Consider the following 23,883-nt stretch of genomic DNA (forward strand, 5'->3'; position numbering starts at 1 on the left):
TGGGCGCCTGAAAAGGTTCGCCTTACCCGGTCTGGTTCACCTGGACCTCTCATTGCCGGCATTTCCAACTGTCTGGGCTTTACATCCGCCAACAAACGGTGCGTCGTCGGCTGGCGCGCCCTGAGACAGTGCATTTTCGGTCGAAGTTGGCTACCCTGTCCGCCGTTTTTGCGTTGCCCTCACGAGGGGCGTTTCGCAAGGTACTGCCACGTCTTACGCCGACGGGCTGCGTCTGCCCCATTCATGGGTGACGTCCCATCCCTTATTTCGATTCCGTGTGGTCCCTCGTAATGAAAGTGTTGAAAGGCCAGGACATCCTGGCACTCGGTTTTATGACATTTGCCCTGTTTGTCGGGGCTGGCAACATTATCTTCCCTCCTATTGTCGGCCTGCAGGCCGGACCACATGTCTGGATGGCGGCGCTGGGCTTTCTGGTCACGGCGGTCGGGCTGCCGGTCGTTACGGTGATTGCTCTGGCCAGGGTAGGGGGGGCAATGGATGCCCTGAGCAGCCCGATCGGCAAGATTGCTGGCGGGGCGCTCGCAGCCGTCTGCTATCTGGCGGTCGGCCCGCTGTTCGCGACCCCGCGTACCGCGACCGTCTCGTTTGAAGTCGGCCTGGCACCTCTGACCGGTGACACTCCAGTCGCGTTGTTCCTCTACAGCCTGGCGTATTTTCTGGTGGTGTTCTGGGTTTCGTTGTATCCGGGGCGCTTGCTCGACACGGTCGGGCGCTTTTTGGCACCGCTCAAGATTATCGCCCTTGCAGTATTGGGGATCGCGGCATTCGCATTACCCGCAGGCGGAATAGGCGAGGCTGAGCCCGCCTATGCCGCTGCGCCGTTTTCCCAGGGTTTCATCAATGGTTATCTGACCATGGACACCCTCGGGGCGCTGGTCTTCGGGATTGTCATCGTCAATGCCATTCGCTCTCGTGGTGTCGAGTCACCCCGTCTGATTACGCGCTACGCGATCATTGCCGGACTCATTGCCGGTGTCGGGCTGGCGCTGGTGTATGTCAGCCTGTTTCGCCTGGGTTCCGGCAGCCATGCGGTCGCGGCAGGCGCAAGCAACGGCGCGGCGGTTCTGCATGCCTACGTGCAGCACACCTTCGGTTCATTGGGCAGCGGTTTTCTCGCCGTGCTGATTTCATTGGCGTGTCTGGTGACTGCGGTAGGCCTGACCTGTGCCTGTGCTGAATACTTTGCCAAGGTGCTGCCGCTGTCCTACCGGACGCTAGTGATCATCCTGGCGGTGTTCTCGCTGCTGGTATCCAATCTGGGGCTGACCAAGCTGATCCAGTTTTCGATTCCGGTACTCACCGCTATCTATCCACCGTGTATCGTGCTGGTGGCGCTGAGCTTCTGCAAAGGCCTCTGGCAGAGCCAGGGACGGGTTGTTGCACCGGTGATGCTGGTATCGCTCATCTTTGGCCTGATCGACGCGCTGAAGGGTGCCGGTTTTACTGACTATCTGCCGGGTGTGCTGACCAGTCTGCCGCTGAGTGATCAAGGCCTGGCATGGCTGGTGCCCTCGATAATCACGCTGGCGGGCGCTGTAGCCGTTGACAGGCTCATGGGCAAGCGCAGCGAGGCGCTGGCTTGAAGTCGGTACACGATGCAATGTCGAACTGACGTTACGTGCCAAGTGAAACGAGTTAAATGAAAAAGCCCGCTTTAAGCGGGCTTTTTTAGTTCTGTAAGCGTTTCAGCCTTACTTGGTGGCTGGCGCTGCTTCTGGCGCTTTGTTGGCGTTCTCATTGGTACGCTGCTGAGCGGCTTCAGCGTTCTTCTGAGCGGCTTCCTGGCTTTCCTTGGCCGCGTCATTCACTTTTTCCTGAGCCTTTTCCATCGACTCCTGGGACTGCTGAGCTGCCTTGTTGGCATCTTGCTGAGTGTTTTCGGACTTTTTGTCACAGGCGGCAAGGCCCAGGGTGGCAGAAAGCATCAAGGCATAGGCTAAAGATTTACGCATGGGGTGTTTCTCCTTATTGAGTGTTCACGAGGCTAAGAGCCTGCCGTCGTGAGTTAAGTTCCACCCGTGATGACAATATCGGAGGCCGTTGTTTCGCGGTCGTTACAGGCCGATAGCGCCGTGCCGATTGCGGACAGTTCTGGCGAGCACCCACCAACGCAATGCGTGCGGTATCCGGCGCATGAAACACGCTCCGCGCATCATTGGCTCTTGAAATCCCCGACCCAGCCCCCACCTTGATGACTACCCGCTGTCACACGGGCTTATGCCTGATCGTGACGGCTTATACCATCCAGATCGGAGTTTGATGATTATGAGTGTGGAAACTCAAAAGGAAACCCTGGGCTTCCAGACCGAGGTAAAGCAACTGCTGCACCTCATGATCCATTCGCTGTATTCCAACAAGGAAATTTTCCTTCGCGAATTGATCTCGAACGCGTCTGACGCGGTCGACAAATTGCGTTTTGAAGCGTTGTCCAAGCCGGAGTTGCTGGAAGGCGGCGCCGAGCTGAAAATTCGTGTGAGCTTCGACAAGGACGCGAAGACCGTTACGCTTGAAGACAACGGCATCGGTATGAGCCGTGAAGACGTGATCACCCACCTGGGCACGATCGCCAAGTCCGGCACCGCTGATTTCATGAAAAACCTGTCGGGCGACCAGAAGAAGGACTCGCACCTGATCGGTCAGTTCGGCGTGGGTTTCTATTCGGCATTCATCGTTGCCGATCAGGTCGAAGTGTTCAGCCGTCGTGCCGGCACGCCAGCGAATGAAGGCGTGCACTGGTCCTCCAAGGGCGAAGGCGAGTTCGAAGTCGCCACCGTCGACAAGGCTGATCGTGGCACCCGTATTGTTCTGCACCTGAAAAACGGTGAAGAGGAATTCGCTGACGGCTACCGCCTGCGTAACATCATCAAGAAATACTCCGACCATATCGCCTTGCCGATCGAGCTGCCCAAAGAGCAGGCTCCGGCAGCCGAAGGCGAGGAGGCACCGGCGCTGGAGTGGGAAACCGTCAACCGCGCCAGCGCCCTCTGGACCCGTCCGCGCACCGAGGTGAAGGATGAGGAGTATCAGGAGTTCTACAAGCACGTCGCGCACGATTATGAGAACCCGCTGAGCTGGAGCCATAACAAGGTCGAAGGCAAGCTGGAATACACTTCGCTGCTGTACGTGCCTGCGCGTGCTCCGTTTGATCTGTATCAGCGTGAAGCACCGCGCGGCCTCAAGCTCTACGTGCAGCGCGTCTTCGTGATGGATCAGGCCGAGTCGTTCCTGCCGCTGTACATGCGCTTCGTCAAGGGCGTGGTCGACTCCAATGACCTGTCGCTGAACGTTTCCCGCGAAATCCTGCAGAAAGACCCGATCATCGACTCGATGAAGTCGGCGTTGACCAAGCGCGTGCTGGACATGCTGGAGAAGCTGGCGAAAAACGAACCCGAGCAGTACAAGGGTTTCTGGAAAAACTTTGGCCAGGTCCTCAAGGAAGGTCCGGCAGAAGACTTCGCCAACAAGGAAAAAATCGCCGGTCTGCTGCGTTTCGCATCGACGTCCGACGACAGCGGTGAACAGAGCGTTTCTCTGGCCGAGTACCTGGCGCGTGCCAAGGAAGGTCAGGACAAGATTTACTACCTCACTGGCGAATCCTACGCACAGGTCAAGAACAGCCCGCACCTTGAGGTCTTCCGCAAGAAAGGCATCGAAGTGCTGCTGCTGACCGACCGTATCGACGAGTGGCTGATGAGCTACCTGAGCGATTTCGATGGCAAGGGCTTTGTGGATGTGGCGCGTGGCGACTTGGATCTGGGCAATCTTGACTCCGAAGAGGACAAGAAGGCACAGGAAGAGATCGCCAAGGACAAAGAGGGCCTGATCGAGCGCCTGAAAGCTGCGCTGGGTGAGTCTGTGAGTGAGGTGCGTGTTTCCCATCGTCTGACCGATTCACCTGCGATTCTGGCCATTGGCGAGCAGGACATGGGGCTGCAGATGCGTCAGATTCTGGAAGCCAGCGGGCAGAAGGTTCCGGACTCCAAGCCAATCTTCGAATTCAACCCGGCCCACCCGCTGATCGGCAAGCTCGATGCCGAGCAGAGCGAAGAGCGCTTCGGCGATCTGTCGCACATCCTGTTCGATCAGGCGGCGCTGGCCGCCGGTGACAGCCTCAAGGATCCAGCTGCGTATGTGCGTCGTCTGAACAAGCTGTTGGTAGAACTGTCGGTTTGATAGCCGGTTGACAAGAAACCCGCCTCGGCGGGTTTTTTGTTTCAGTTCCCGCGACACGTTTTTCATCTCCCTAACGATCAGGAGTCAGTAATGAGCAGCAACATTGAAATTCGTTCTGTGGTCTATCAGATCGATGGCCAGACTTATGAAAGCCGTCTTGCGTACGACCCGAAAGCTAGCGCTGCACAGCCAGGGTTGCTGATGGCGCCTAACTGGATGGGTGTCAGTCAGGGCGCTGAAGATATCGCCAAAGCGGTCGCTGCGAAGGGCTATGTGGTGCTGCTGGCTGACCTTTACGGTCAGCAGATTCGCCCGAGTAACAATGACGAGGCGGGCGCTGCCATGATGCCGCTCAAGGACGATCGCGCGTTGTTGCGCAAGCGTATGCAAGCAGGCCTCGACCAGTTGTTGAGCCAGGCGGATGTGTCTCTGGACTCAAGCAAGATCGCAACATTCGGTTTCTGCTTTGGTGGCTGCTGCTCGCTGGAGCTTGCGCGTACCGGGGCAGAGCTGAAGGCCGCCATTTCGTTCCACGGCACGCTGGATACGCCCAACCCGGCTGATGCGAAGAGCATCAAGGGCTCGGTGCTGGTTCTCCACGGCGCGTCGGACCCGCTGGTGCCAAAAGAGCAGTTACCTGCTTTTGAAGAGGAAATGAACGCCGCTGGTGTGGACTGGCAGTTGCACAGTTACGGTGGGGCATTCCATTCCTTCACCGACCCGCACGCCAATGTTCCCGGCATGATGATGTACGACGCCAAAGTGTCGAGCCGTGCGTTCAAGTCGATGCATGATTTGTTGAGCGAAGTGTTCGGCTGAAGGAACACCTATCGTCCCCTAGGGCGTGCAGGGGAACACTATCGTGCCCATGCTCCGCGTGGGCATGCCGGTCTGGGCGCTCTGCGTCCTCTTGCGACGCAGAGCGTCGTGAACTGCATTCCCACGCAGAGCGTGAGGAACGAGTGGTGTTCTGAAGATTTATCGTTCCTGCAGATGTACCGAAGAACACTATCGTGCCCATGCTCCGCGTGGGCATGCCGGTCTGGACGCTCTGCGTCCTCTTGCGACGCAGAGCGTCGTGAACTGCATTCCCACGCAGAGCGTGAGGAACGAGCGGTGTTCTGAAGATTTATCGTTCCTGCAGATGTACCGAAGAACACTATCGTGCCCATGCTCCGCGTGGGCATGCCGGTCTGGACGCTCTGCGTCCTCTTGCGACGCAGAGCGTCGTGAACTGCATTCCCACGCAGAGCGTGAGGAACGAGCGGTGTTCTGAAGATTTATCGTTCCTGCAGGCACACCGCAGAGCATCATCGTGCCCATGCTCCGCGTGGGCATGCCGGTCTGGACGCTCTGCGTCCTCTTGCGACGCAGAGCGTCGTGAACTGCATTCCCACGCTGGAGCGTGAGGAACGAGAGGTGTTCTGAAGATTGTAGGTACACCGGAGAGCATCATCGTGCCCATTCTCCGCCTGGGCATGCCGGAGAACACTAGCTACTTTGCCCGACTCATAAAAAAGGCGCCTCGAAAGGCGCCTTTTTGTTTGTCGCAAAAGCAGTATTACTTGCCTGCCCAGCGCTTCAACACCAGCGTAGCGTTGGTGCCACCGAAACCGAAGCTGTTGCTCATGACCAGGTCAAGCTTCGCATCTTCACGCGTCTTGAGCAGGATCGGCATGTCGGCAACTACCGGGTCCAGTTCGTCGATGTTCGCCGAGCCTGCGATGAAGTTGTTTTCCATCATCAGCAGGCAATAGATCGCTTCGTGAACACCGGCGGCACCCAGGGAGTGGCCCGACAGGCTCTTGGTGGAGCTGATCGCCGGAGCTTTGGCGCCGAATACTTCGCGCACACCTTCCATTTCCTTGGCGTCGCCGACCGGAGTCGAGGTGCCGTGGGTGTTGATGTAGTCAATGTCGCCGGAGTTGATATCACCCAGGGCCATCTGCATGCAGCGAATTGCACCTTCACCGCTTGGCGCAACCATGTCATAGCCGTCGGATGTAGCACCGTAGCCGACGATTTCGGCATAGATTTTAGCGCCGCGTGCCAGAGCGTGTTCCAGCTCTTCGACAACGACCATGCCGCCGCCACCGGCAATGACGAAACCGTCACGCTTGGCGTCGTAAGCGCGGGAGGCTTTTTCCGGCGTCTCGTTGTACTGAGTGGACAGTGCGCCCATTGCGTCGAACAGGAACGACTGGCTCCAGTGCTCTTCTTCGCCGCCACCGGCAAAGACGATGTCCTGTTTGCCCAGCTGGATCTGCTCGACAGCGTTGCCGATGCAGTGAGCGCTGGTGGCGCAGGCGGACGAAATGGAGTAGTTCACGCCCTTGATCTTGAACGGCGTGGCCAGGCAGGCCGAAACGGTGCTGCCCATGGTCCGCGTGACACGGTAAGGACCGACGCGCTTGACGCCTTTTTCGCGCAGGGTATCCAGCGCTTCCATCTGGTTCAGGGTCGATGCGCCGCCGCTGCCAGCGATCAGGCCGGTACGCACGTTGGAAACCTGTTCCTCGGTAAGACCCGAATCAGTGATTGCGTCTTTCATCGCCAGGTAGGCATAAGCTGCCGCATGACCGACGAAGCGAAAGATCTTGCGATCGATCAGTTCTTCCAGATTCAGGTCGATGGAGCCGGAAACCTGGCTGCGCAGACCCATTTCGGCATATTCCGGGTTGAAGCGGATGCCAGGGCGGTTAGCACGCAGGTTAGCGGTGACGGTCTCTTTGTCATTGCCCAAGCAGGAAACAATACCCAGACCAGTGATAACGACGCGGCGCATGCGAGTACCCTTAGAAATTTTCAGTGGAAGTAAACACGCCGACCCGAAGGCCTTCGGCGGTATAGATTTCACGACCGTCGACACTCACTGAGCCGTCGGCGATGGCCAGGTTCAGTTTGCCTTTCAGGACGCGCTTGATATGAATGTTGTAGGTGACTTTTTTGGCGGTAGGCAGCACCTGACCGAAAAACTTCACCTCGCCCGAGCCCAGGGCGCGGCCACGGCCGGGGTTGCCCTGCCAGCCAAGATAGAAACCAACCAGTTGCCACATGGCGTCAAGGCCCAGGCATCCAGGCATCACCGGATCACCTTCAAAGTGGCAGGCAAAAAACCACAGGTCCGGGTTGATATCCAGTTCGGCGACCAATTCACCCTTGCTGAACTTGCCACCTTCGTCGCTGATGTGTGTGATGCGATCGACCATCAGCATGTTGGGGGCGGGCAGTTGCGCATTACCTGGGCCGAACAGCTCGCCACGACTGCAGCGCAGCAGGTCTTCCCGGGTAAAGGCGTGTTGTTTGGTCATGCGAGCTCCTCAATAATCTCGTGCGGCAGGTTGTGGCGTCACTGGCTAGAACGCTGGTCCTGTCGTACCAATTCGCCAGGACCCTGTCCGGCAGCCTACTCATAGACTGTTGCGTTGTAATGAAAGTCACAGCTCAGGTGGAAATCAAGGTACACCTGTTCACTGAATTTTGTCATTCAGCCGATTTTGCTGGCTGATTTGCGTGCCAAGACTGCCGCAATTTAACATTTATCGCCAGTCACAGGTGCGTCAAAGGGCAGCCAGCGGTGTAAAACCTGCTGTAAATCAGCGTGTTTGAAAGGTTTAGCCAGGTAATCATCCATACCTGCCTGTAAACACGCGTCCCGATCACCCTGCAGTGCATTGGCAGTCAGGGCAATGATTGGGATTCGTTCCAGGCCGGAAAGTTGCCTGATTCGACGTGTGGCTTCATAGCCGTCCATGACCGGCAGTCGGCAATCCATAAGAATCAGTGCGTGGTTTCCCGCACTTGCCTTCATCACCGCTTCGGCGCCGTCCACCGCCACGTCGACTTCGCAGCCTAGATTACGCAACATGGCCTGCACCACGGTTCGATTCACCGGGTTGTCCTCGACCAACAATATGCTGCGCTCCTTGCCATGTGCATCGAGTACAGACAGCGGCTTGGCGATATCCACTGAAACATCGCGTGAAACGGGCAGCGGGATTTGCAGCGTGAACACAGAGCCCGAACCCTCCTGGCTCTCGGCACGCAATGTACCGCCCATGCGTTCGGCAAGGGTACGGGCAATCGGCAGTCCCAACCCCGTGCCGCCGTAGCGCCTGGAAATCGAGCTGTCGGCCTGTTTGAACGCATCGAACATCGACTCCAGTCGCTCGGCGTCGATACCAATGCCGCTGTCATGCACTGCACAGGTAAAGTGCAGTTGGTCATTGTCGAGCATCGCCCATTGGGCGACAACGCTGACCTTGCCTTGCTCGGTAAATTTAAGTGCGTTGCCGATCAGATTCACCAGGATCTGCCTGATCCGGGTCGGGTCGCCTGTGACGGTCACTGTGTCCAGTCCAGGCTGAATATGCAGTTCCAGTAGCAGCTCGCGTTGCAGCGCGCTGTGGTTGAACGCGTGGGTGGAGGCACTGACCAGTTCGGCCAGGTTGAACGCTATGCCTTCCATTTGCAGGGCATCGCGTTCAATGCGGGAAAAATCGAGAATGTCGTTGATGACCCGTAGCAGATGCTCGGTTGACTCGGTCGCCAGCGTCGCATACTCGCTTTGCTCAGCGGTCATGCGCGTGGTTTCCATCAGTTGCAGCATGCCCAGTACGCCGTTCATGGGGGTTCGCAACTCGTGACTCATCATTGCCAGAAAATCCGACTTGGCGCGGTTGGCCTGTTCGGCTTCCTCACGTGTCTGGATCAACTGCGCCACCGAGCGCTGCTGTTCAAGGCTGGTGCGGTGCAGGTTCTCTGCCAGATTGTTGATGTGCCGCGCCAGTGCGCCTAACTCGGCATCGTCGCTGATCGGCAGGGGCACATGGTAGTCGCCCTGCTGAATCGCCTTGAGGGCTTCGCCCATTTCCTTGACGGGTCTTGACAGGCTCAAGGCCAGGCCGCGGGCCAGCAAAAAAGCGAACAGCAACGCGCCCAGCGCCAGAACACCGGCCTTGAGCAATATTTCCTGTTGCCGTCGACTGAAGGCTTCATTGGACATCCCGACCAATACTCGTCCCAGATAGCTCTGCGACGTATTTTCAGGTGCCTGGCGATTGCCTTTGGGCGACGTGGCGGGGTGACTGTTGGCCTTTGCGCGCTGTGGGTAGACAGAGGCCTGGAATATTTCCATCTGCCGTACCAACTGCTCGTTTTCGCGGGGCTGATCTATGTAGATCATGGCCGTATTGGAGCTGTCCTGAATCTCTACATAGCGAACGCTGGGCATGGACAGGGTGGCGCGCATCAACGCCTTCAACCCGTCGATATCGCCTGCCGCCACACCCGGTTCGACGGCCATGGCCAATTGATTGGCGATGAGCTGCCCGGTGTGATTGAGCTCCTGACGCAAGTCCTGAATACGCACGAAGGTGAAAAAACTGATCAGCAGAGCCGTCAACAACAGGGCAGGGCCCAGGCTGATGATCTGAGTGCGGGTATTGATATCCCAGTGCCGAAATTTCATCGGCTGCGTGCCTTGCGCGCAATGCTTTGCGCTGGTGACTCGATTGATGCGTCCATGCCTGTTCGCCCGTTGGTCGCGACCCGGTCCGGCTGTGCAGCGCAGTGCCGGGTGTCTCGATAATTCATGCTGTGCACGCATGTTAACCGAGATAGCGCGCGTTTCCAGCGAACTTGTTGTCGCATGCCGCCCTGCATGCTCGACAGATCAGCTTTGTTGCTGGCCGATACCGCGGCGCTCCGTATAATGCTGGCATCGCCACTTGCATGGCTCTGGATGGATAGTTTTATGACCACACAGCAACCAGTCGCGGTTCTTGGTGGTGGCAGCTTCGGCACTGCCATTGCAAATCTGCTGGCCGAGAACGGCCATCAGGTTCTCCAGTGGATGCGTGATCCGGAGCAGGCGCAGGCGATTCGCGTCAACCGTGAGAACCCCCGTTACCTCAAGGGCATCAAGGTTCGGCCCGAAGTCGAGCCGGTAACCGACATCACCGCCACGCTTGAGGCCTGCGAGCTGATTTTCGTCGCTCTGCCTTCAAGCGCACTGCGCGCGGTACTCTCGCCCCATGTCGAGCGCCTGAACGGCAAGATGCTGGTCAGCCTGACCAAAGGTATTGAAGCGCAGAGCTTCAAATTGATGAGCCAGATCCTCGAAGAGATCGTTCCCCAGGCGCGTATCGGCGTATTGTCCGGGCCCAACCTGGCCCGGGAGATCGCCGAGCATGCGTTGACCGCCACCGTGGTTGCCAGCGAAGACGAGGCGCTGTGTCAGCAGGTCCAGGCCGCGCTGCATGGTCGTACTTTTCGGGTCTATGCCAGCAACGACCGGTTTGGTGTAGAGCTGGGTGGGGCATTGAAGAACGTCTACGCAATTATCGCTGGCATGGCCGTAGCGCTGGACATGGGCGAAAACACCAAGAGCATGCTGATCACCCGGGCGCTGGCCGAAATGACCCGTTTTGCGGTCAGTCAGGGTGCCAACCCGATGACCTTTCTCGGCCTGGCCGGGGTGGGCGATCTGATCGTCACCTGTTCCTCACCCAAAAGTCGCAATTATCAGGTCGGGTTTGCGCTGGGCCAGGGGCTGACGCTGGAGGAGGCGGTCACTCGTCTGGGCGAAGTAGCCGAGGGCGTGAACACGCTCAAGGTGCTCAAGGTCAAAGCGCAGGAGGTTCAGGTCTATATGCCGTTGGTCGCCGGGCTGCATGCGATTCTTTTTGAAGGCCGTACGCTCAGTCAGGTCATCGAGGCGTTGATGCGTGCCGAGCCCAAGACGGACGTCGATTTCATTTCGATTACCGGCTTTAATTGAACTCATTCCGATCAGGGAGAACGTCTTGAACGAGTCGAAAATCCAGCATAACGAATCGATCCTGCTGCGCACTCTATGGATGCTGCTGTTTCTGGGTGTATGGCACGTTGCACAGATCATTCTGGCGGGCGTAGTGCTGGTGCAATTGGTTTATCGCCTTATCTATGGCGCACCGAATGGCGGCCTGATGAATTTCGGCGACAGTGTCAGCCAGTACCTGGCCCAGATTGGTCGTTTCGGGACGTTTCACAGCGACCATAAGCCCTGGCCCTTCGCCGACTGGCCAGCGCCGCGCGCCCCTGAAGGCGAGGCGGCTCATCATGTTCCGCCAGCGCCGCATCCGGTGCGTGACGAAGAGCCAAAACTGTGAAGGTCTGGGTATTGCGTCACGGCGAAGCGCAGTCGCGGGCGCGCAGTGATGCCGAACGCGAGCTTACGGCACACGGGCGTGAAGAAGTGCTCAAAAGTGCAGTGCACCTGAGTGACAAGTCGGTGCAGCGGATCATCGCCAGCCCCTATGTTCGTGCACAGCAGACTGCCGAGCTGGTACGTCAGTCGCTGGGGTTCAATGACCCGGTCGTGACGGTGCCCTGGCTGACGCCGGACAGCAGCCCGCGTGAGGTGTTGCTCCAGCTGGACAGGCTGGGCGTCGACGAAGTGCTGCTGGTCAGTCATCAACCCTTGGTGGGCGAATTGATCGGCGTGCTGGCTCACGGCAGTCCGCAGCAGGCCGAGCCTATGAGTACCGCCAGTCTGGCCGAGCTGGAAGGCGAGTTCGTGCTGGCTGGCGCAATGCAGCTCAACAGCGTTCGACACGTTTGAAACGGTCTGTTCGAGTAATGAACCACCGCGAACGCGGCCCACTTTGAAAAAGGATTTAACATGAGTGTATGGCGTCAGGCTCCTGATATCGAAGCCCTTATGGCGGCTCAGAAAAACACTATTGGCGAGGTGCTGGATATCCGCTTCGAATCGTTCACGGACGATTCCCTGACGGCCAGCATGGTCGTCGATCAGCGTACCCATCAGCCTTTCGGGCTGCTGCATGGCGGTGCATCCGTGGTGCTGGCCGAGTCTCTGGGGTCGATGGCCAGCTACCTGATTGTCGACCCGAGCAAGTATTTTTGCGTCGGGCTCGAGGTCAACGCCAACCATCTGCGCGGCGTGCGTACCGGACGTGTAACCGGTGTTGTACGTCCCGTGCACATCGGCCGCACCACCCATGTATGGGACATCCGCATCAGCACCGAAGAAGGCAAGCTCAGCTGCATATCGCGTCTGACCGTGGCGGTTGTGCCACATGGCCAGGAGCCGCCTGCCCGCTGAGTTCATGCGCCTGATTTGTGGATGGCCGGAGTGCCATCTGCGATGGCAGTTCCAGTCATTGCTGTTGCTTGAAGCGGCTGCGCACAATTGCGGCTCGTACGGCCTCTGGAAGTATCGGTATGTCGCAGCCCGTGTTCTTCGCTCACGCCAACGGTTTTCCATCGGCTACCTATGGAAAGCTGTTCTGCGCGCTGGCACCGGAATATGCCGTCATGCACCTTGATCAGCATGCTCACGACCCGCGCTTTCCGGTGGATGACAACTGGCTGAACCTGGTCGATGAGCTGATCCATCATCTGCGTGAGCAGCCCGGCCCGGTATGGGGTGTAGGGCACTCGCTGGGCGGGGTTCTGCACCTGCATGCCGCGCTGCGCTGTCCGCAGCTTTACCGTGGCGTGGTGATGCTGGATTCGCCGGTGCTGGGTCTGGCTGATCAGTTGTTCATCCGCGCAGCCAAACGTCTGGGCTTCATTGACCGCATCACGCCCGCGGGCCGCACACTGGGCCGTCGCGAGGCATTTGCCGATCTGGACGCCGCCCGCACCTATTTTGCCAGCAAGACCCTGTTTCGCCGTTTCGATCCCGACTGCCTGACCGCTTACCTTGAACACGGCCTGCAGCAGGATGGCGAGCAGTTGCGTCTGCGCTTTGACCCGGCGACGGAAATCAGTATTTACCGCAGCATTCCTCACACCAGCCCAATACCATCGCGGCAGCTCAAGGTACCGCTGGCCATGGTGCGTGGCCAACACAGCCGGGTGATCATGCCTCATCATGGTTACCTTGCCCGACGCATGCGCGAAGGCGAATACCTGTCCATGCCCGGAGGGCATATGTTTCCACTTGAACGACCGGATGAAACGGCGTTGCTGCTCAAGACGCTATTTGCTCGCTGGAACGCCCGCAGCGCCTCCAGGGCCAGTGCATGACGCTTGCGGTGGAGGAAGTGCGCCTGAGCCTGGGGCATATCGAGCTGGCGGCTCATCTGTACGGCCCCAAGGACGGTCAGCCGGTTATCGCGCTGCACGGCTGGCTCGACAACGCCAACAGTTTCGCCCGGCTCGCACCACGTCTTGAGGGGCTACAGGTCGTGGCGCTGGACCTGGCGGGGCACGGTCATTCTGATCACCGACCGGCAGGCTCGTCCTATACACTGGCTGATTATGCATTCGACGTGCTGCGCGTCGCCGAGCAACTTGGCTGGCAGCGCTTTGCCCTGTTGGGGCACTCGCTGGGCGCGATCATCTCTGTGTTGCTGGCAAGCTCGCTACCCGAGCGGGTCACGCGCCTGGCGCTGATCGACGGTCTGCTGCCATTGACGGGCAAGGCCGAATCCGCCGCCGAGCGAATGGGTGCCGCCATGCAGGCGCAACTCGAACTGGCGAACAAGAAAAAACCGGTTTATCAGGATCAGGATCGAGCCATTCAGGCGCGGATGAAAGGCGTGGTGGCGGTCAGTCGCGAGGCGGCCGAGCTGCTGGCTCAGCGGGGTTTGATGCCGGTGCCGGGCGGTTACACCTGGCGCAGCGACAGCCGCCTGACCTTGCCCTCCGCAATACGCTTCACGGATCAACAGGCCATGGCATTCGTTCACGGCATTCGTTGCCCGACGCAATTGGTGGTCGCCTCCGATGGCATGCTGGCGCAAAGGCAGGAGCTGCTGTCAGCGCTACCCTTTGACGTCGAACGGCTGGCCGGCGGGCATCATTTGCACCTGAACGATGAGCACGGAGCACTTTCTGTTGCACACTGTATCAATCGCTTTTTCGCTGCTTCTTGACTTGAGACCGGCAACTGCCGACGCTGAGCGGGTTGAAACAGGAGTCAACCGTGATGGATCAATCCGCAGCCTCTCGCGACCGCCTTGTCGGCGATCTTTTTTATTCTCGCCCCCTGCTTGCCTGCCGATGAGAGCACTCATGCGTTTATCAAGTGTTCCCGTTGCGGCGTTGTGCATGTCGCTGTTCAGCGCTGTCCTTTTCGCTGCCGATGCGCCGGGCAGTCGTGATCTGGAGATTTTGCCCCGTCTGACCGATACCGAAATCGTAGACTATCGTCCTGCCGCCGAGCTTGAGCGTGTCTATCCGATGGGCTCGATCCGCAAGATCAGCGGTCAGTTGCGTTTCGACGGCCAGATCAGTGCACGCGGCACTCTGACGTCGGTTACCTATCAACTGCCTGCCGAACATGCATCCGACGACGCCTTTACCGCCGCTCGTGAAGCCTTGCAGCAGCAGGGTGCAGAATTGCTGTTCTGGTGTCAGGCGCGTGATTGCGGAGAAAGCAGTCTGTGGGCCAACGAGGTGTTTGGTAATGCCAAGCTGTATGGTGCGGACGACCGGCAGGCCTACCTGCTGTTGCGTCTGGCCGAGCCCCGGAGTGAAACCCTCGTCGCGCTATACAGCATCACTCGTGGTAACCGTCGGGCGTACCTGCATGTTGAGCAGTTTGAATCGGCTGCGCCGCTGGGTGAACTGCTGCCAACCTCGGCGACATTGCTGCGCCAACTGAAAAGCACGGGCAAGCTGGTATTGCCCAAGCTGGGTGGCGAGCCACAGGAAGCTTGGGTCACGCTGATTTCCCGCGGTCTGAATCTGGACAGCACGCTGCGCGCAACAGTCTCCGGCCCGAGTGCAAGTGCATGGCGCGACGCTCTGGTGGCCAAGGGCGTGCGCGCTGCGCGTCTGGAAGCGGGCGCTGCCGATAGCCAGGGGCTGGTGATCGAGGTCATCCGCTAACCCTGATGCGTAAGGTTATGGCGAACAATGGCTGACGTCAGCCTTGTTCAGCCTTATGCTCGTGACCTCCGAGCCTATTCGTGGATGCCGCATGTTCAACAATGATCGTTTACTGGTGCAGATTCTGCTGCTCGCGCTATTCGGTGCCTGCCTCTGGGTGATGGCACCTTTCTGGTCGGCACTGATCTGGGGCGCGGTGCTGGCGTTTGCCAGCTGGCCGCTGATGCGTTTGCTGACCCGCTGGTTCAAGGGCCGTGAGTCGTTGGCCGCGCTGGTGATGTGCCTGTGCTGGATGCTGCTGGTCGCGGCGCCGCTGGTATGGCTGGGCTTCAATCTCGCCGACCATGTGCGTGACGCTACAGGCCTGATCAAGGATATTCAGGTCGACGGCTTGCCCGATCCACCGCAGTGGCTGGCGGGTATTCCGCTGGTGGGCGAACGACTGGTAGCGCTGTGGACCACCATCGATCAGCAAGGCGCGGCGTTCATGGCGACGCTCAAACCGCATCTGGGTCAGGTCGGTAACTGGGTGCTGGCACGCAGTGCGCAGATTGGCAGCGGGATTCTGGAACTGACCCTGAGCATCGTCTTCGCCTTCTTCTTTTACAGGGACGGTCCGCGCTTGGCCGCATTCGTGCTCAGCCTGCTTGAGCGTCTGATCGGTGATCGCGCCCAGTATTATCTGGATCTGGTCGCTGGCACGGTGCAACGCGTGGTCAACGGGGTCATCGGTACGGCAGCGGCCCAGGCGGTACTGGCGCTGATCGGCTTCCTGATCGCGGGCATTCCCGGCGCGTTGGTGCTGGGTATTCTGACTTTTCTGTTCAGTCTGATTCCGATGGGCCCGCCCCTGGTCTGGCTGCCTGCCACTGCCTGGCTGGTCTGGCAGGGCGAGTACGGCATGGCGATATTTCTGGGCATCTGGGGGATGTTCATCATCAGTGGCGTGGACAACGTGCTCAAGCCATACCTGATCAGCAGGGGCGGCAATCTGCCGCTGGTGATTGTCTTGTTGGGTGTGTTCGGCGGATTGCTGGCGTTCGGCTTCATCGGCCTGTTCATCGGCCCGACCCTGCTGGCGGTAGCCTATAGCCTGCTGACCGACTGGGTCGGCAGCGAGCGTGCCCGCAGCAGCCGCTGACGGCGAAAGTTTCCGCCGCACCAGGACGGGCGGCGGAGCCTCGCTTTACGCAGCGGTGTTCAGGTACTTACCGACTGGCTTACTGCTCTGGGTGTCATATTTTTCGCTGAGTGCGGCGATCATCTTGTTCAAGGCCTGAGTCGCAATCTGGTTGGTGTTGCCCTGATCAATAGTGTTGTCACTCTGTTTCAACGCGGCCGACAACTCGGAGGCGCTGATACTGTCGTTGCTATCGCTGTCGAGGGTACTGAACAGGCTGGCGCCGTCAGTGCTGCCGGAGGTGCTCTTTTGCGCAGGCGGCATACCGGCAGGAGGCTGTTGCGGTTGCATACCGGCGACCAGCTCTTCAAGGCTGACTGTGCCGTCTTCGTCAGTGTCCAGTGCATCGAACACCTGGTTGCTGTTCGCCGTGCTGCCCGCATTGCTAAGGCCGGTGGTCAGCTCGTCGCTGCTGATCGCGCCATCGCCATCGCTGTCCAGCGAGCCGAACAGGTCTTCTGCCTGCTCATCGACCGACTGCATGGGCGGCGGCGGTGGCGGCGTCATGGCGGCCAGTTCATCGGCATCCAGGCTGTCGTCGTCATTGCTGTCCAGATCGCTGAACGCCTTGCTCAGGCTGACAGTAATGCCGTCCTTGCTGTTCGACGACAAGGCCGAGCTCAGCTCATCCTTGCCGATGCTGCCGTCGCCATCGGTGTCCAGTTTTGCCAGCAACTCTTCCTGAAACTTCTTGCTGTTGGTGCTGGCGGTGGCACTGGTCGAGCTGGTGTAGCTGGAAAAGCTGCTGCTGATCCCGTTGATCATGAGTCTCACTCCCCTGAGATAAATGTGTCCGGTAGCGGTGTACCGGCTTTTGCAGCCTCGGGGCGTCAGTTGTCCTGGAGATTTAAGCTTTGTACGCGGTGTGATACAGAATGTGTCAGAGGCGCGGCAGATTCAGTATCGCGGTCAGGCCGCCACCCGGTGTTTGCGCAAGCGTCAGCTCGCCGCCGATTCTTCGCGCAGCCTCACGGGCGATGCTCATGCCCATGCCGATACCGCCGGAGTTGCGGTTGCGCGAACCTTCCAGGCGATAGAACGGCTCAAATACCGCTTCGTGAAATTCTGGGGCAATGCCCGGTCCGTGATCAACGACCGATATGCGTACGCGTTCGGCGCTGTCCTCGATCACGATATGGACGCTACCGGCATAGCGAAGCGCGTTGTCGACCAGGTTCTGCAGGCACGAACGCAGTGCCATCGGTTGTGTTCTGAGCGGCTTGCACTGGCCTTGGTACTGCACATCATCGCCATTGTCCTGCGCATTCTCGGCCTGGGATTCGATCAGCGCCTGCAGGTCGAACTGCTGCAGCGCTTCGCTGCGCCGATGTTCATTGAGGTAGGCAAGCGTGGCGTCGAGCATGCTGATCATGTCGTTGAGGTCCTGAGTCATCTGGCCATGCAGCCTTGGCTCTTCGATCTGTTCAACACGCAGTTTGAGCCGCGAAAGGGGCGTGCGCAGGTCATGGGATACCGCAGCCAGCATGCGCCCGCGCTGCTGCATCTGTTCGCGGATCTTGCGCTGCATGAGGTTGAAGGTCTGCGCAGCCTGGCGTGCTTCCTGCGGGCCGCTTATTTCAAGGGGCGGGCTGTCCAGGTCTTCACTGAGGCGCTCGGCGGCCTCGCTCAGGCGCTGTACCGGGCGGCTCAGTGCCTTGGCGCCATACCATGCAGCAACAATGAGGGTGACGAACTGAAAGAACAGCAGCACCAGCGGGCCACCCGGTGGCGGTCGATGACGTCGCCCTTGATCATCCTGCGAATGCTGCGCGTCTGGGCGGTCATCAGGTGGAGGGCGCATGCCGTATTGGGTGAACCAGATGAAAGCCAGTAAATGCGCCAGCAGAATAGCCAGCAGTGCGCCCCCGAAAAGGCGCGCAAACAGCGTGTCGAACCGGCGGATCAACCCAGCTCCCTGGCATCGAACAAATAGCCTTCACCGCGCACAGTCTTGATCAACTGCGGGTTCTTCGGATCGTCGCCGAGCTTCTGACGCAAACGCGAGACGAGCAAATCGATGCTGCGGTCGAACGCCTCGATCGATCGGCCTCGGGCGGCGTCCAGCAACTGTTCACGGCTAAGCACCCGGTGCGGCCGTTCGAGAAATACGCGCAGCAGACGGAACTCGGCGTTGGACAACGGCACCACCAGACCGTCGGCGGCTGTCAATTGACGCAGCACGCTGTTCAGCCGCCAGGCGTCAAAGCGAATGGTGGTGCGCTGATCGCTGCGTTCGTCGCGTACCCGGCGCAGAATGGTCTGAATACGCGCGACCAGCTCGCGCGGCTCGAACGGCTTGGCCATGTAATCGTCGGCACCCAGTTCCAGACCAATGATCCGGTCAGTCGGTTCGCAGCGTGCGGTCAGCATCAGAATCGGTATGTCCGAGGTGCTGCGCAGCCAGCGGCACAGCGACAGGCCGTCTTCACCGGGCAGCATCAGGTCGAGCACCACCACGTCGAAGGTTTCATCGGTCAATGCCTGACGCATCTGCGTGCCGTCGGTGACGCCACGAGCGTTGATATTGAAGCGCGTCAGGTAATCGCAGAGCAGTTCGCGAATGGCCACATCGTCATCGACAATCAGCGCGCGAACGCTCCAGCGTTGTTCGGTCGATGTGGCATCCAGGGGGTTATCGGGAAGTGCTTGCATAGTGCGTCTGTCGCCTGCGTGTGCCGCCGTCGTCCGGCCGCTGTTGAAGATCAACGCTGCTCCTCATGCTACTTCGCCGGGAGTTGCGGCGGAAGGGTGACGTGATCGAATGTCGGGGGCATTTCAGAAATGTATCCGGCCTGATACAAAAACTGTCGAATGTGCTTTCCGGCTCGCCCCTGCTACTGGCTACTGGTAGTTCTGACAGTATCCCGTCTCAGGTAACTGCCGTTTAATCAGATGGAGCGCAGGTCCGGATGACCTGTGTGCTGAAAGAGAAGCGCTCATCGAGAGAGCTTTTCACACATCAACCTGCCGCGGGGCTCCTGTGAAGGGAGGGGGGCGGCAATCGGTAGCAAAGGAGTGCTGATTATGGTCGATTCGAAAACAACACTGACACCTGAACAAAGCCAGGCGGCGCGCATCGCGTACCGGCTGGCGCGCAGTCTGCGGGGTATGGACCTCAAGGCAGAGCTCGCAGTGGCGCAAGTGGCCAACATCGTGGACCCGACGGACGGGACGTTGAACAAGGACGTTTTGCTCGGTACATTTCTTGACGTTACTCTCGCCCAGTGGGCGCAGTTGGTCACTGAGGATGGCGCATCCGATACCTTTTTCATCGATTGGGCAGTGGGTGAAGTACCGGCTGACGACGGATTCGTGGAAGTGTTTACAGATACGGTCACTGCGCCAGTGGCCGTTGGCACCTTTCCAAAGACGATCAACATTCCGCTGGCCACCCTTTCGCCTGGATTCCCCAAACCGGCAGACGGTGTTTACAGTCTTCGCTATCGGATCAGGCAGCCGAACGACCAGGAGACTGTCAGCCCGCTGCTCAAGCTGATCGTCGATACCACGCCGCCCGGCGGGCATGTTGAGCCCGGGCAGATGAGTCTGAACACAGATCAGTTGACCCAGGCGTTTCTGGATGACAATCCGGGCGGTATTGTCGGCACGTTGCCTGACTACGACGACTGGAAACCCGGCGACAAGGTAGCGTTCTATTGGGTTGGCACTCCGTTTCCCGACGAGCCCGCAGATCTGCCGGCTCCTGTCGATGTCGTTGACGTGGCCAGCGCGACGGGTAATAAGGTGACATTCCCGGTTGATATAATTGGCGACTCCAAGGATGAGGCCTACTATGTCGCTTACTTTCTGGTGGACAAAGCGACCAACCGCAGTCCGCTTTCCAACTACAAGCGCATAGAAGTAGCGTTGGGTCTGCTGCCCGACAATCTGAAGGACCCGCTGGTGCCACTGGCGTCGCCTCCGGATAATCTGATCAACCTGCCTGACGCACGAATGGGCGTCGAGGTGCAGATCAAGTCGTTCGATAACTGGAAGCCTACCGATCGTATCGAGGTTACCTGGGGTACAGCAGTACTGTGGCCTGAATACATGGGAGAGGTCCCGCAGTTTCCGTTTTCGGTCAGGGTTCCTGACACGGTGTTGCGTGATCAGTACGTTCAAGCGACTGGCGGTGATCAGCCGACTACAGTGAGTTATCGAGTCCTGCGTGGCGTTGTTCCGTCCGAAGTGAAAAGCATCAGTGTCAATGTCAATTTCTCCACTATCGGACCTGATCCCTTTCCTGATCCTGACTGGCCTGATCCAATCAACGATCAGTTGTTACCGGTCGAGGTCTACGGCGAAGTTTCCAACGAGCTGAATGTCTTGAAGCCGTCGGACGATAAGAAGGATGCCAGTGTCAGATTCAAACTTTATGACCCGCTTCTGCCGGGCGAAGTTGTAGATTTCTACTGGGGCGCAAGCCATGTGCCTGAGGTGCAATACACCGTGGCAGACACTGATGCGGCCGGAGACGAGCTCGAGGTCGAAATACCCTGGAGTTATATCGAATTTGAAGGTAATCGCCCTGATTTGCCGGTTCATTACAGCATTCGTGCCGCCGACTCAGAGAATTCGCAACAATCGCCGGATACGCGGGTCGACGTGAGTGCTGTGGTCATCACTCCCGATGCCCCGGTCTTTGAAGGTACCAGTTCAGGCGGATGGCTGAATTGCACCTCGCTCTATAAGGATCCTGCCAGTCCATCCTCAGGAGAGCCGGGTGTGCGGGTGGTCGTTCCTGATCTATCGAACTATCTGGCGGCAGGCGATACCGTCACTCTGTACTGGAACGCTTTTCCGCAGGATCCGAAAGACGATACGCCTATTTCAGGTGCCGCAAAGACCGAAAATATTGTGTTGGGGGACGATTATCCAGTCACGGGCTTTACTTGGCTGGTCACGCCATACGAGATACATCTTCTGCCCACTTATGACCCTGCTGGTCATGGCAGAAACGCGCGCGGGAAGATCAAGTATTCGTTCACTCTGAAGGGCTCCACCATTACCTCACTGGAAACCACTGCCGAGGTGGGTATGTACTGGGCAAATGGATCGTGTCCTATCGTGTAGGGGGCTTTAAAGACGGATCACAGGCAGAAGGTGCCTGCGATCCTCTGCGCGCCGTGTTTTCAGTTATTGCGCCGGCCCAGGTTGCTCCCAAACAGTTTAATGAAGCTGTGCGTATGGGGGCATTTTGCCTACGCTTACCGGTACCTCCCCGTAAATTAACGACTGGCAGAGCCTCAATACCAGAACCTCCCTACATTTACATAGGAAACGTCCTACAGAGCATTCAGTTTGATCCCCGTAATCTTCCGGCCTCTTTCTCGTGGCCAGGTTCGGGCAAAGACCACGGGGTTCAACGCCGTTTCATTCAGGTAATACACCATAATGAATGCTCCATTCGCGCTGCTTCCGCTCTCACGAACACTAAAGATCATGGCGTTTCTCTCCCCCTTCCTGTCCAGCAGTTCTGTCTTTGCGCAAACCTCTGTCAATGGCCCCGTGACCATTGAGGCCACGACCCCGCTGGACAGCTATCGGGTGGGCAGCAATGGGGTGCTGACCGCCAATGGCGCGACCACCCTGCAAATATCTACAGTCACCGGCGCGCAGCTGACACTCAATGGCAGTCAGGTCAGCGCGGCTACCGGCACAGCAGTCTCGTTGACCGGGGCAAATGCCTTGATTACCGGAAGCCAGCTGACGGGTGGCGCGGATGGTATGGGGATGGGCAATAACACTGCGCAACTGGTTGGCTCCACGGCAACGGTTATCGGCAGCACGATCACGGCAACCAATCGTGGCGTTAATGCCGGCTCGCTCGCCAATCTGACACTGGAGCACAGCGCAGTAACGGCCACGGGCACCAACGGCAGAGGCGTGGAGATGTTTGACTCCACTGTGAAGGCGTCCGACAGCACCATCACCGGGCAGCAATATGGGATCCGTATGCGTGCCGACCCCGGCGTGCCCTCGAGCAATCTATTGACCCTGGAAGGGACCCGGGTCGAAGGTGTCACGGATTCGGCACTGATTGTCGGAACGCCCACCGGGGCGCCTGCCACTGCCACTATTTTCGTCAAAAATGGCTCCACGCTGACCGGCGGCAACGGCAAGATACTGGAGCTGATCAACGGTTCTACAGCCAATATGACCGTCGACAACAGTCAATTGCTGGGCGACATATTCGCTGACGCAGGCAGTACTGCTGGCCTGGTATTACAAAACAATGCAACCCTGACCGGACGTCTGCAGAACGTCGCCAGTTTTTCGCTTGCCAGCGGGGGGCAGTGGACGATGGTCGAAAACAGCCAGGTGGGTAACGTTTCCATGAATGGCGGGTCGGTCAGGTTTGGTGACGCGGCCTCGTTTTACACCTTGTCACTTGCAAGCCTGTCAGGGAGCGGCACGTTCATGATGGACGTGGATTTCGGCGGCGCGGCCACAGACTTTCTGGATATCACCGGCAATGCAACCGGCAGCCATTCCTTGCTTATCGGCAGCACCGGTACCGATCCTCTCAGTGACACCTCTCTGCACGTAGTACATGCCGCAGCCGGCGATGCCAGTTTTTCCCTGGCAGGCGGCGCCGTGGATCTGGGGGCATGGTCCTATGACCTGATCAAGCATGGCGCAAACGACTGGTATCTGGACACCGCCACCCGAACCATCAGCCCGGGCGCACAGACTGTCATGGCGTTGTTCAATACCGCACCGACTGTCTGGTACGGAGAGTTGAGCACGTTACGTTCGCGCATGGGTGAGTTGCGCATGGACCAGGCCCGTTCCGGTGGCTGGATGCGTACCTACGGCAACAAATTCAATGTCGCCGACGCCTCGGGCTTCGGATATCAGCAGGTTCAGAGCGGTGTTGCTCTTGGCGCAGATGGCAAGCTGCCTGTGGGGTCGGGGCAATGGCTGGCGGGTGTCATGATCGGACAGAGCACGTCCGACCTCAGCCTGGATCACGGTGCCAGTGGCAAGGTCGACAGCTACTCGCTGGGCGCTTACAGCACTTGGCTGGATAGCGAGAGCGGCTACTACGTCGATGGCGTGATCAAACTCAATCAGTTCAAAAACAAGGCCAGAGTCAATCTCAGCGATGGTTCCCGCACGCGCGGCAACTACGACAATCTGGGGGTTGGCGCGTCACTGGAGCTGGGGCGGCACATCAAACTGGACAACGGTTATTTTCTCGAACCCTATACCCAACTGGCGGGCCTGGTCGTTCAGGGCAAGGACTATGAACTGGATAACGGTATGCATGCTGAAGGTGACCGCAGCCGGTCGCTGCTCGGCAAGGTCGGTACGACGGCGGGGCGCAGTTTCGATCTGGGCCAGGGGCGTACGCTGCAACCTTACATGCGGGTTGCCGTGGCTCACGAATTCGTCAACAGGAACGAGGTCAGGGTCAACGACAACATGTTCAATAACGACCTCTCTGGTTCCCGTGGCGAATTGGGTGCGGGCGTTTCGGTGTCGCTGTCTGACAACCTGCAGCTGCATGCTGATTTCGATTACAGCAACAGCGATGCCATCGAACAGCCGTGGGGTGCCAGTGCAGGCTTGCGTTACAGCTGGTAGCGACAGTGAAGCGACTGGCGCTGATGCGCCAACGGTCCTATCACTTGTGCCAGTATCCGCAGAAGAAAACTGGG

General features: G+C 58.7%; 20 protein-coding genes. 13 read left to right on the plus strand and 7 right to left on the minus strand.

The annotated features are described in order from the left end of the window. Nucleotides 1-290: 290 nt before the first annotated feature. Nucleotides 291-1,604, plus strand: coding sequence for a branched-chain amino acid transport system II carrier protein (gene brnQ / locus RYC18_RS21360; protein ID WP_005745257.1), 1,314 nt, complete (start codon nucleotides 291-293; stop codon nucleotides 1,602-1,604). A gap of 108 nt (nucleotides 1,605-1,712) precedes the next feature. Here the strand turns inward: brnQ and RYC18_RS21365 are convergent, their stop codons facing one another. Beyond that, a complete protein-coding gene (locus RYC18_RS21365; RefSeq protein ID WP_002552985.1) occupies nucleotides 1,713-1,973 on the minus strand; it encodes a lipoprotein in 261 nt (86 codons plus the stop codon). A 313-nt stretch (nucleotides 1,974-2,286) separates the two neighbouring features. On the opposite strand from RYC18_RS21365, the gene htpG reads away from it, so the two are divergent. Beyond that, a complete protein-coding gene (htpG, locus tag RYC18_RS21370) occupies nucleotides 2,287-4,194 on the plus strand; it encodes a molecular chaperone HtpG (protein ID WP_005745258.1) in 1,908 nt (635 codons plus the stop codon). A 90-nt stretch (nucleotides 4,195-4,284) separates the two neighbouring features. Next, entirely contained in the window at nucleotides 4,285-5,013 is a 729-nt protein-coding gene (locus tag RYC18_RS21375) for a dienelactone hydrolase family protein (RefSeq protein WP_016982436.1), read from the plus strand. A gap of 742 nt (nucleotides 5,014-5,755) precedes the next feature. Here the strand turns inward: RYC18_RS21375 and fabB are convergent. From fabB to RYC18_RS21390, 3 genes are all read right to left on the minus strand, one after another. Beyond that, nucleotides 5,756-6,979: a beta-ketoacyl-ACP synthase I gene (fabB, locus tag RYC18_RS21380; protein ID WP_002552988.1), complete on the minus strand. Its 1,224-nt coding sequence runs from the start codon at nucleotides 6,977-6,979 to the stop codon at nucleotides 5,756-5,758. Between the two features lie 10 nt (nucleotides 6,980-6,989). Continuing rightward, a complete protein-coding gene (gene fabA / locus RYC18_RS21385) occupies nucleotides 6,990-7,505 on the minus strand; it encodes a 3-hydroxyacyl-[acyl-carrier-protein] dehydratase FabA (protein WP_002552989.1) in 516 nt (171 codons plus the stop codon). Nucleotides 7,506-7,726: 221 nt separating this feature from the next. Beyond that, nucleotides 7,727-9,664 carry an ATP-binding protein gene (locus tag RYC18_RS21390; protein ID WP_316886752.1) on the minus strand — a complete coding sequence of 646 codons (1,938 nt, stop codon included), beginning with the start codon at nucleotides 9,662-9,664 and terminating at the stop codon, nucleotides 7,727-7,729. A 285-nt stretch (nucleotides 9,665-9,949) separates the two neighbouring features. On the opposite strand from RYC18_RS21390, the gene RYC18_RS21395 reads away from it, so the two are divergent. The 8 genes from RYC18_RS21395 (at nucleotide 9,950) to RYC18_RS21430 (ending at nucleotide 16,180) form a co-directional block, all read left to right on the plus strand. Next, nucleotides 9,950-10,975, plus strand: coding sequence for an NAD(P)H-dependent glycerol-3-phosphate dehydrogenase (locus RYC18_RS21395; RefSeq protein WP_002552991.1), 1,026 nt, complete (start codon nucleotides 9,950-9,952; stop codon nucleotides 10,973-10,975). 25 nt (nucleotides 10,976-11,000) lie between these two features. After that, nucleotides 11,001-11,345, plus strand: a complete 345-nt coding sequence (locus tag RYC18_RS21400) for a DUF4389 domain-containing protein (protein ID WP_316886755.1) — start codon at nucleotides 11,001-11,003, stop codon at nucleotides 11,343-11,345. Next, nucleotides 11,342-11,797, plus strand: coding sequence for a phosphohistidine phosphatase SixA (gene sixA / locus RYC18_RS21405; RefSeq protein WP_316886757.1), 456 nt, complete (start codon nucleotides 11,342-11,344; stop codon nucleotides 11,795-11,797). The genes RYC18_RS21400 and sixA overlap by 4 nt, the downstream gene beginning before the upstream one ends. Before the next feature lie 60 nt (nucleotides 11,798-11,857). Further along, complete coding sequence (locus tag RYC18_RS21410; protein ID WP_004664705.1) at nucleotides 11,858-12,301, plus strand: hotdog fold thioesterase; 444 nt, start codon at nucleotides 11,858-11,860, stop codon at nucleotides 12,299-12,301. 119 nt (nucleotides 12,302-12,420) lie between these two features. After that, nucleotides 12,421-13,230, plus strand: coding sequence for an alpha/beta hydrolase (locus RYC18_RS21415; RefSeq protein WP_316886760.1), 810 nt, complete (start codon nucleotides 12,421-12,423; stop codon nucleotides 13,228-13,230). Then, on the plus strand, nucleotides 13,227-14,081 hold the full coding sequence (locus tag RYC18_RS21420; RefSeq protein ID WP_005779928.1) for an alpha/beta fold hydrolase: 855 nt from the start codon (nucleotides 13,227-13,229) through the stop codon (nucleotides 14,079-14,081). The genes RYC18_RS21415 and RYC18_RS21420 overlap by 4 nt, the downstream gene beginning before the upstream one ends. A 139-nt stretch (nucleotides 14,082-14,220) precedes the next feature. Then, nucleotides 14,221-15,039: a DUF4892 domain-containing protein gene (locus RYC18_RS21425; protein WP_044299511.1), complete on the plus strand. Its 819-nt coding sequence runs from the start codon at nucleotides 14,221-14,223 to the stop codon at nucleotides 15,037-15,039. Nucleotides 15,040-15,130: 91 nt separating this feature from the next. Next, the gene (locus RYC18_RS21430) at nucleotides 15,131-16,180 is read left to right on the plus strand and encodes an AI-2E family transporter (protein ID WP_004664709.1); all 1,050 of its coding nucleotides are present in this window, start codon (nucleotides 15,131-15,133) and stop codon (nucleotides 16,178-16,180) included. Nucleotides 16,181-16,225: 45 nt separating this feature from the next. On the opposite strand, the gene xopAW is transcribed toward RYC18_RS21430, so the two are convergent. From xopAW to RYC18_RS21445, 3 genes are all read right to left on the minus strand, one after another. Next, nucleotides 16,226-16,984 carry a XopAW family type III secretion system calcium-binding effector gene (gene xopAW, locus RYC18_RS21435; protein WP_005779923.1) on the minus strand — a complete coding sequence of 253 codons (759 nt, stop codon included), beginning with the start codon at nucleotides 16,982-16,984 and terminating at the stop codon, nucleotides 16,226-16,228. Nucleotides 16,985-17,099: 115 nt separating this feature from the next. Further along, nucleotides 17,100-18,125, minus strand: coding sequence for a sensor histidine kinase (locus RYC18_RS21440; protein ID WP_004664713.1), 1,026 nt, complete (start codon nucleotides 18,123-18,125; stop codon nucleotides 17,100-17,102). Next, the gene (locus RYC18_RS21445; protein ID WP_005745271.1) at nucleotides 18,122-18,871 is read right to left on the minus strand and encodes a response regulator; all 750 of its coding nucleotides are present in this window, start codon (nucleotides 18,869-18,871) and stop codon (nucleotides 18,122-18,124) included. The genes RYC18_RS21440 and RYC18_RS21445 overlap by 4 nt, the downstream gene beginning before the upstream one ends. Before the next feature lie 372 nt (nucleotides 18,872-19,243). Between RYC18_RS21445 and RYC18_RS21450 the strand changes: the two genes are divergently transcribed. Next, nucleotides 19,244-21,292 carry a hypothetical protein gene (locus tag RYC18_RS21450; protein WP_316886769.1) on the plus strand — a complete coding sequence of 683 codons (2,049 nt, stop codon included), beginning with the start codon at nucleotides 19,244-19,246 and terminating at the stop codon, nucleotides 21,290-21,292. Between the two features lie 321 nt (nucleotides 21,293-21,613). Continuing rightward, nucleotides 21,614-23,809 carry an autotransporter outer membrane beta-barrel domain-containing protein gene (locus RYC18_RS21455; RefSeq protein WP_080164691.1) on the plus strand — a complete coding sequence of 732 codons (2,196 nt, stop codon included), beginning with the start codon at nucleotides 21,614-21,616 and terminating at the stop codon, nucleotides 23,807-23,809. The last annotated feature ends 74 nt before the right edge of the window (nucleotides 23,810-23,883 follow it).

Origin of the sequence: Pseudomonas syringae group sp. 247E2 (genome assembly GCF_032587795.1) — a bacterium.
Classification (GTDB): Bacteria; Pseudomonadota; Gammaproteobacteria; order Pseudomonadales; family Pseudomonadaceae; genus Aquipseudomonas; species Aquipseudomonas amygdali.

Excerpts from the sequence above, each read along its gene's own strand:
- fabB (WP_002552988.1), bottom strand. The coding sequence starts at position 6,979 with ATGCGCCGCGTCGTTATCACTGGTCTGGGTATTGTTTCCTGCTTGGGC.
- RYC18_RS21390 (WP_316886752.1), bottom strand. The coding sequence starts at position 9,664 with ATGAAATTTCGGCACTGGGATATCAATACCCGCACTCAGATCATCAGC.
- RYC18_RS21375 (WP_016982436.1), top strand. The coding sequence starts at position 4,285 with ATGAGCAGCAACATTGAAATTCGTTCTGTGGTCTATCAGATCGATGGC.
- htpG (WP_005745258.1), top strand. The coding sequence starts at position 2,287 with ATGAGTGTGGAAACTCAAAAGGAAACCCTGGGCTTCCAGACCGAGGTA.
- RYC18_RS21455 (WP_080164691.1), top strand. The coding sequence starts at position 21,614 with ATGAATGCTCCATTCGCGCTGCTTCCGCTCTCACGAACACTAAAGATC.
- RYC18_RS21425 (WP_044299511.1), top strand. The coding sequence starts at position 14,221 with ATGCGTTTATCAAGTGTTCCCGTTGCGGCGTTGTGCATGTCGCTGTTC.
- RYC18_RS21415 (WP_316886760.1), top strand. The coding sequence starts at position 12,421 with ATGTCGCAGCCCGTGTTCTTCGCTCACGCCAACGGTTTTCCATCGGCT.
- RYC18_RS21395 (WP_002552991.1), top strand. The coding sequence starts at position 9,950 with ATGACCACACAGCAACCAGTCGCGGTTCTTGGTGGTGGCAGCTTCGGC.
- RYC18_RS21450 (WP_316886769.1), top strand. The coding sequence starts at position 19,244 with ATGGTCGATTCGAAAACAACACTGACACCTGAACAAAGCCAGGCGGCG.
- brnQ (WP_005745257.1), top strand. The coding sequence starts at position 291 with ATGAAAGTGTTGAAAGGCCAGGACATCCTGGCACTCGGTTTTATGACA.
- fabA (WP_002552989.1), bottom strand. The coding sequence starts at position 7,505 with ATGACCAAACAACACGCCTTTACCCGGGAAGACCTGCTGCGCTGCAGT.
- RYC18_RS21445 (WP_005745271.1), bottom strand. The coding sequence starts at position 18,871 with ATGCAAGCACTTCCCGATAACCCCCTGGATGCCACATCGACCGAACAA.
- RYC18_RS21410 (WP_004664705.1), top strand. The coding sequence starts at position 11,858 with ATGAGTGTATGGCGTCAGGCTCCTGATATCGAAGCCCTTATGGCGGCT.
- RYC18_RS21430 (WP_004664709.1), top strand. The coding sequence starts at position 15,131 with ATGTTCAACAATGATCGTTTACTGGTGCAGATTCTGCTGCTCGCGCTA.
- RYC18_RS21420 (WP_005779928.1), top strand. The coding sequence starts at position 13,227 with ATGACGCTTGCGGTGGAGGAAGTGCGCCTGAGCCTGGGGCATATCGAG.
- xopAW (WP_005779923.1), bottom strand. The coding sequence starts at position 16,984 with ATGATCAACGGGATCAGCAGCAGCTTTTCCAGCTACACCAGCTCGACC.
- RYC18_RS21365 (WP_002552985.1), bottom strand. The coding sequence starts at position 1,973 with ATGCGTAAATCTTTAGCCTATGCCTTGATGCTTTCTGCCACCCTGGGC.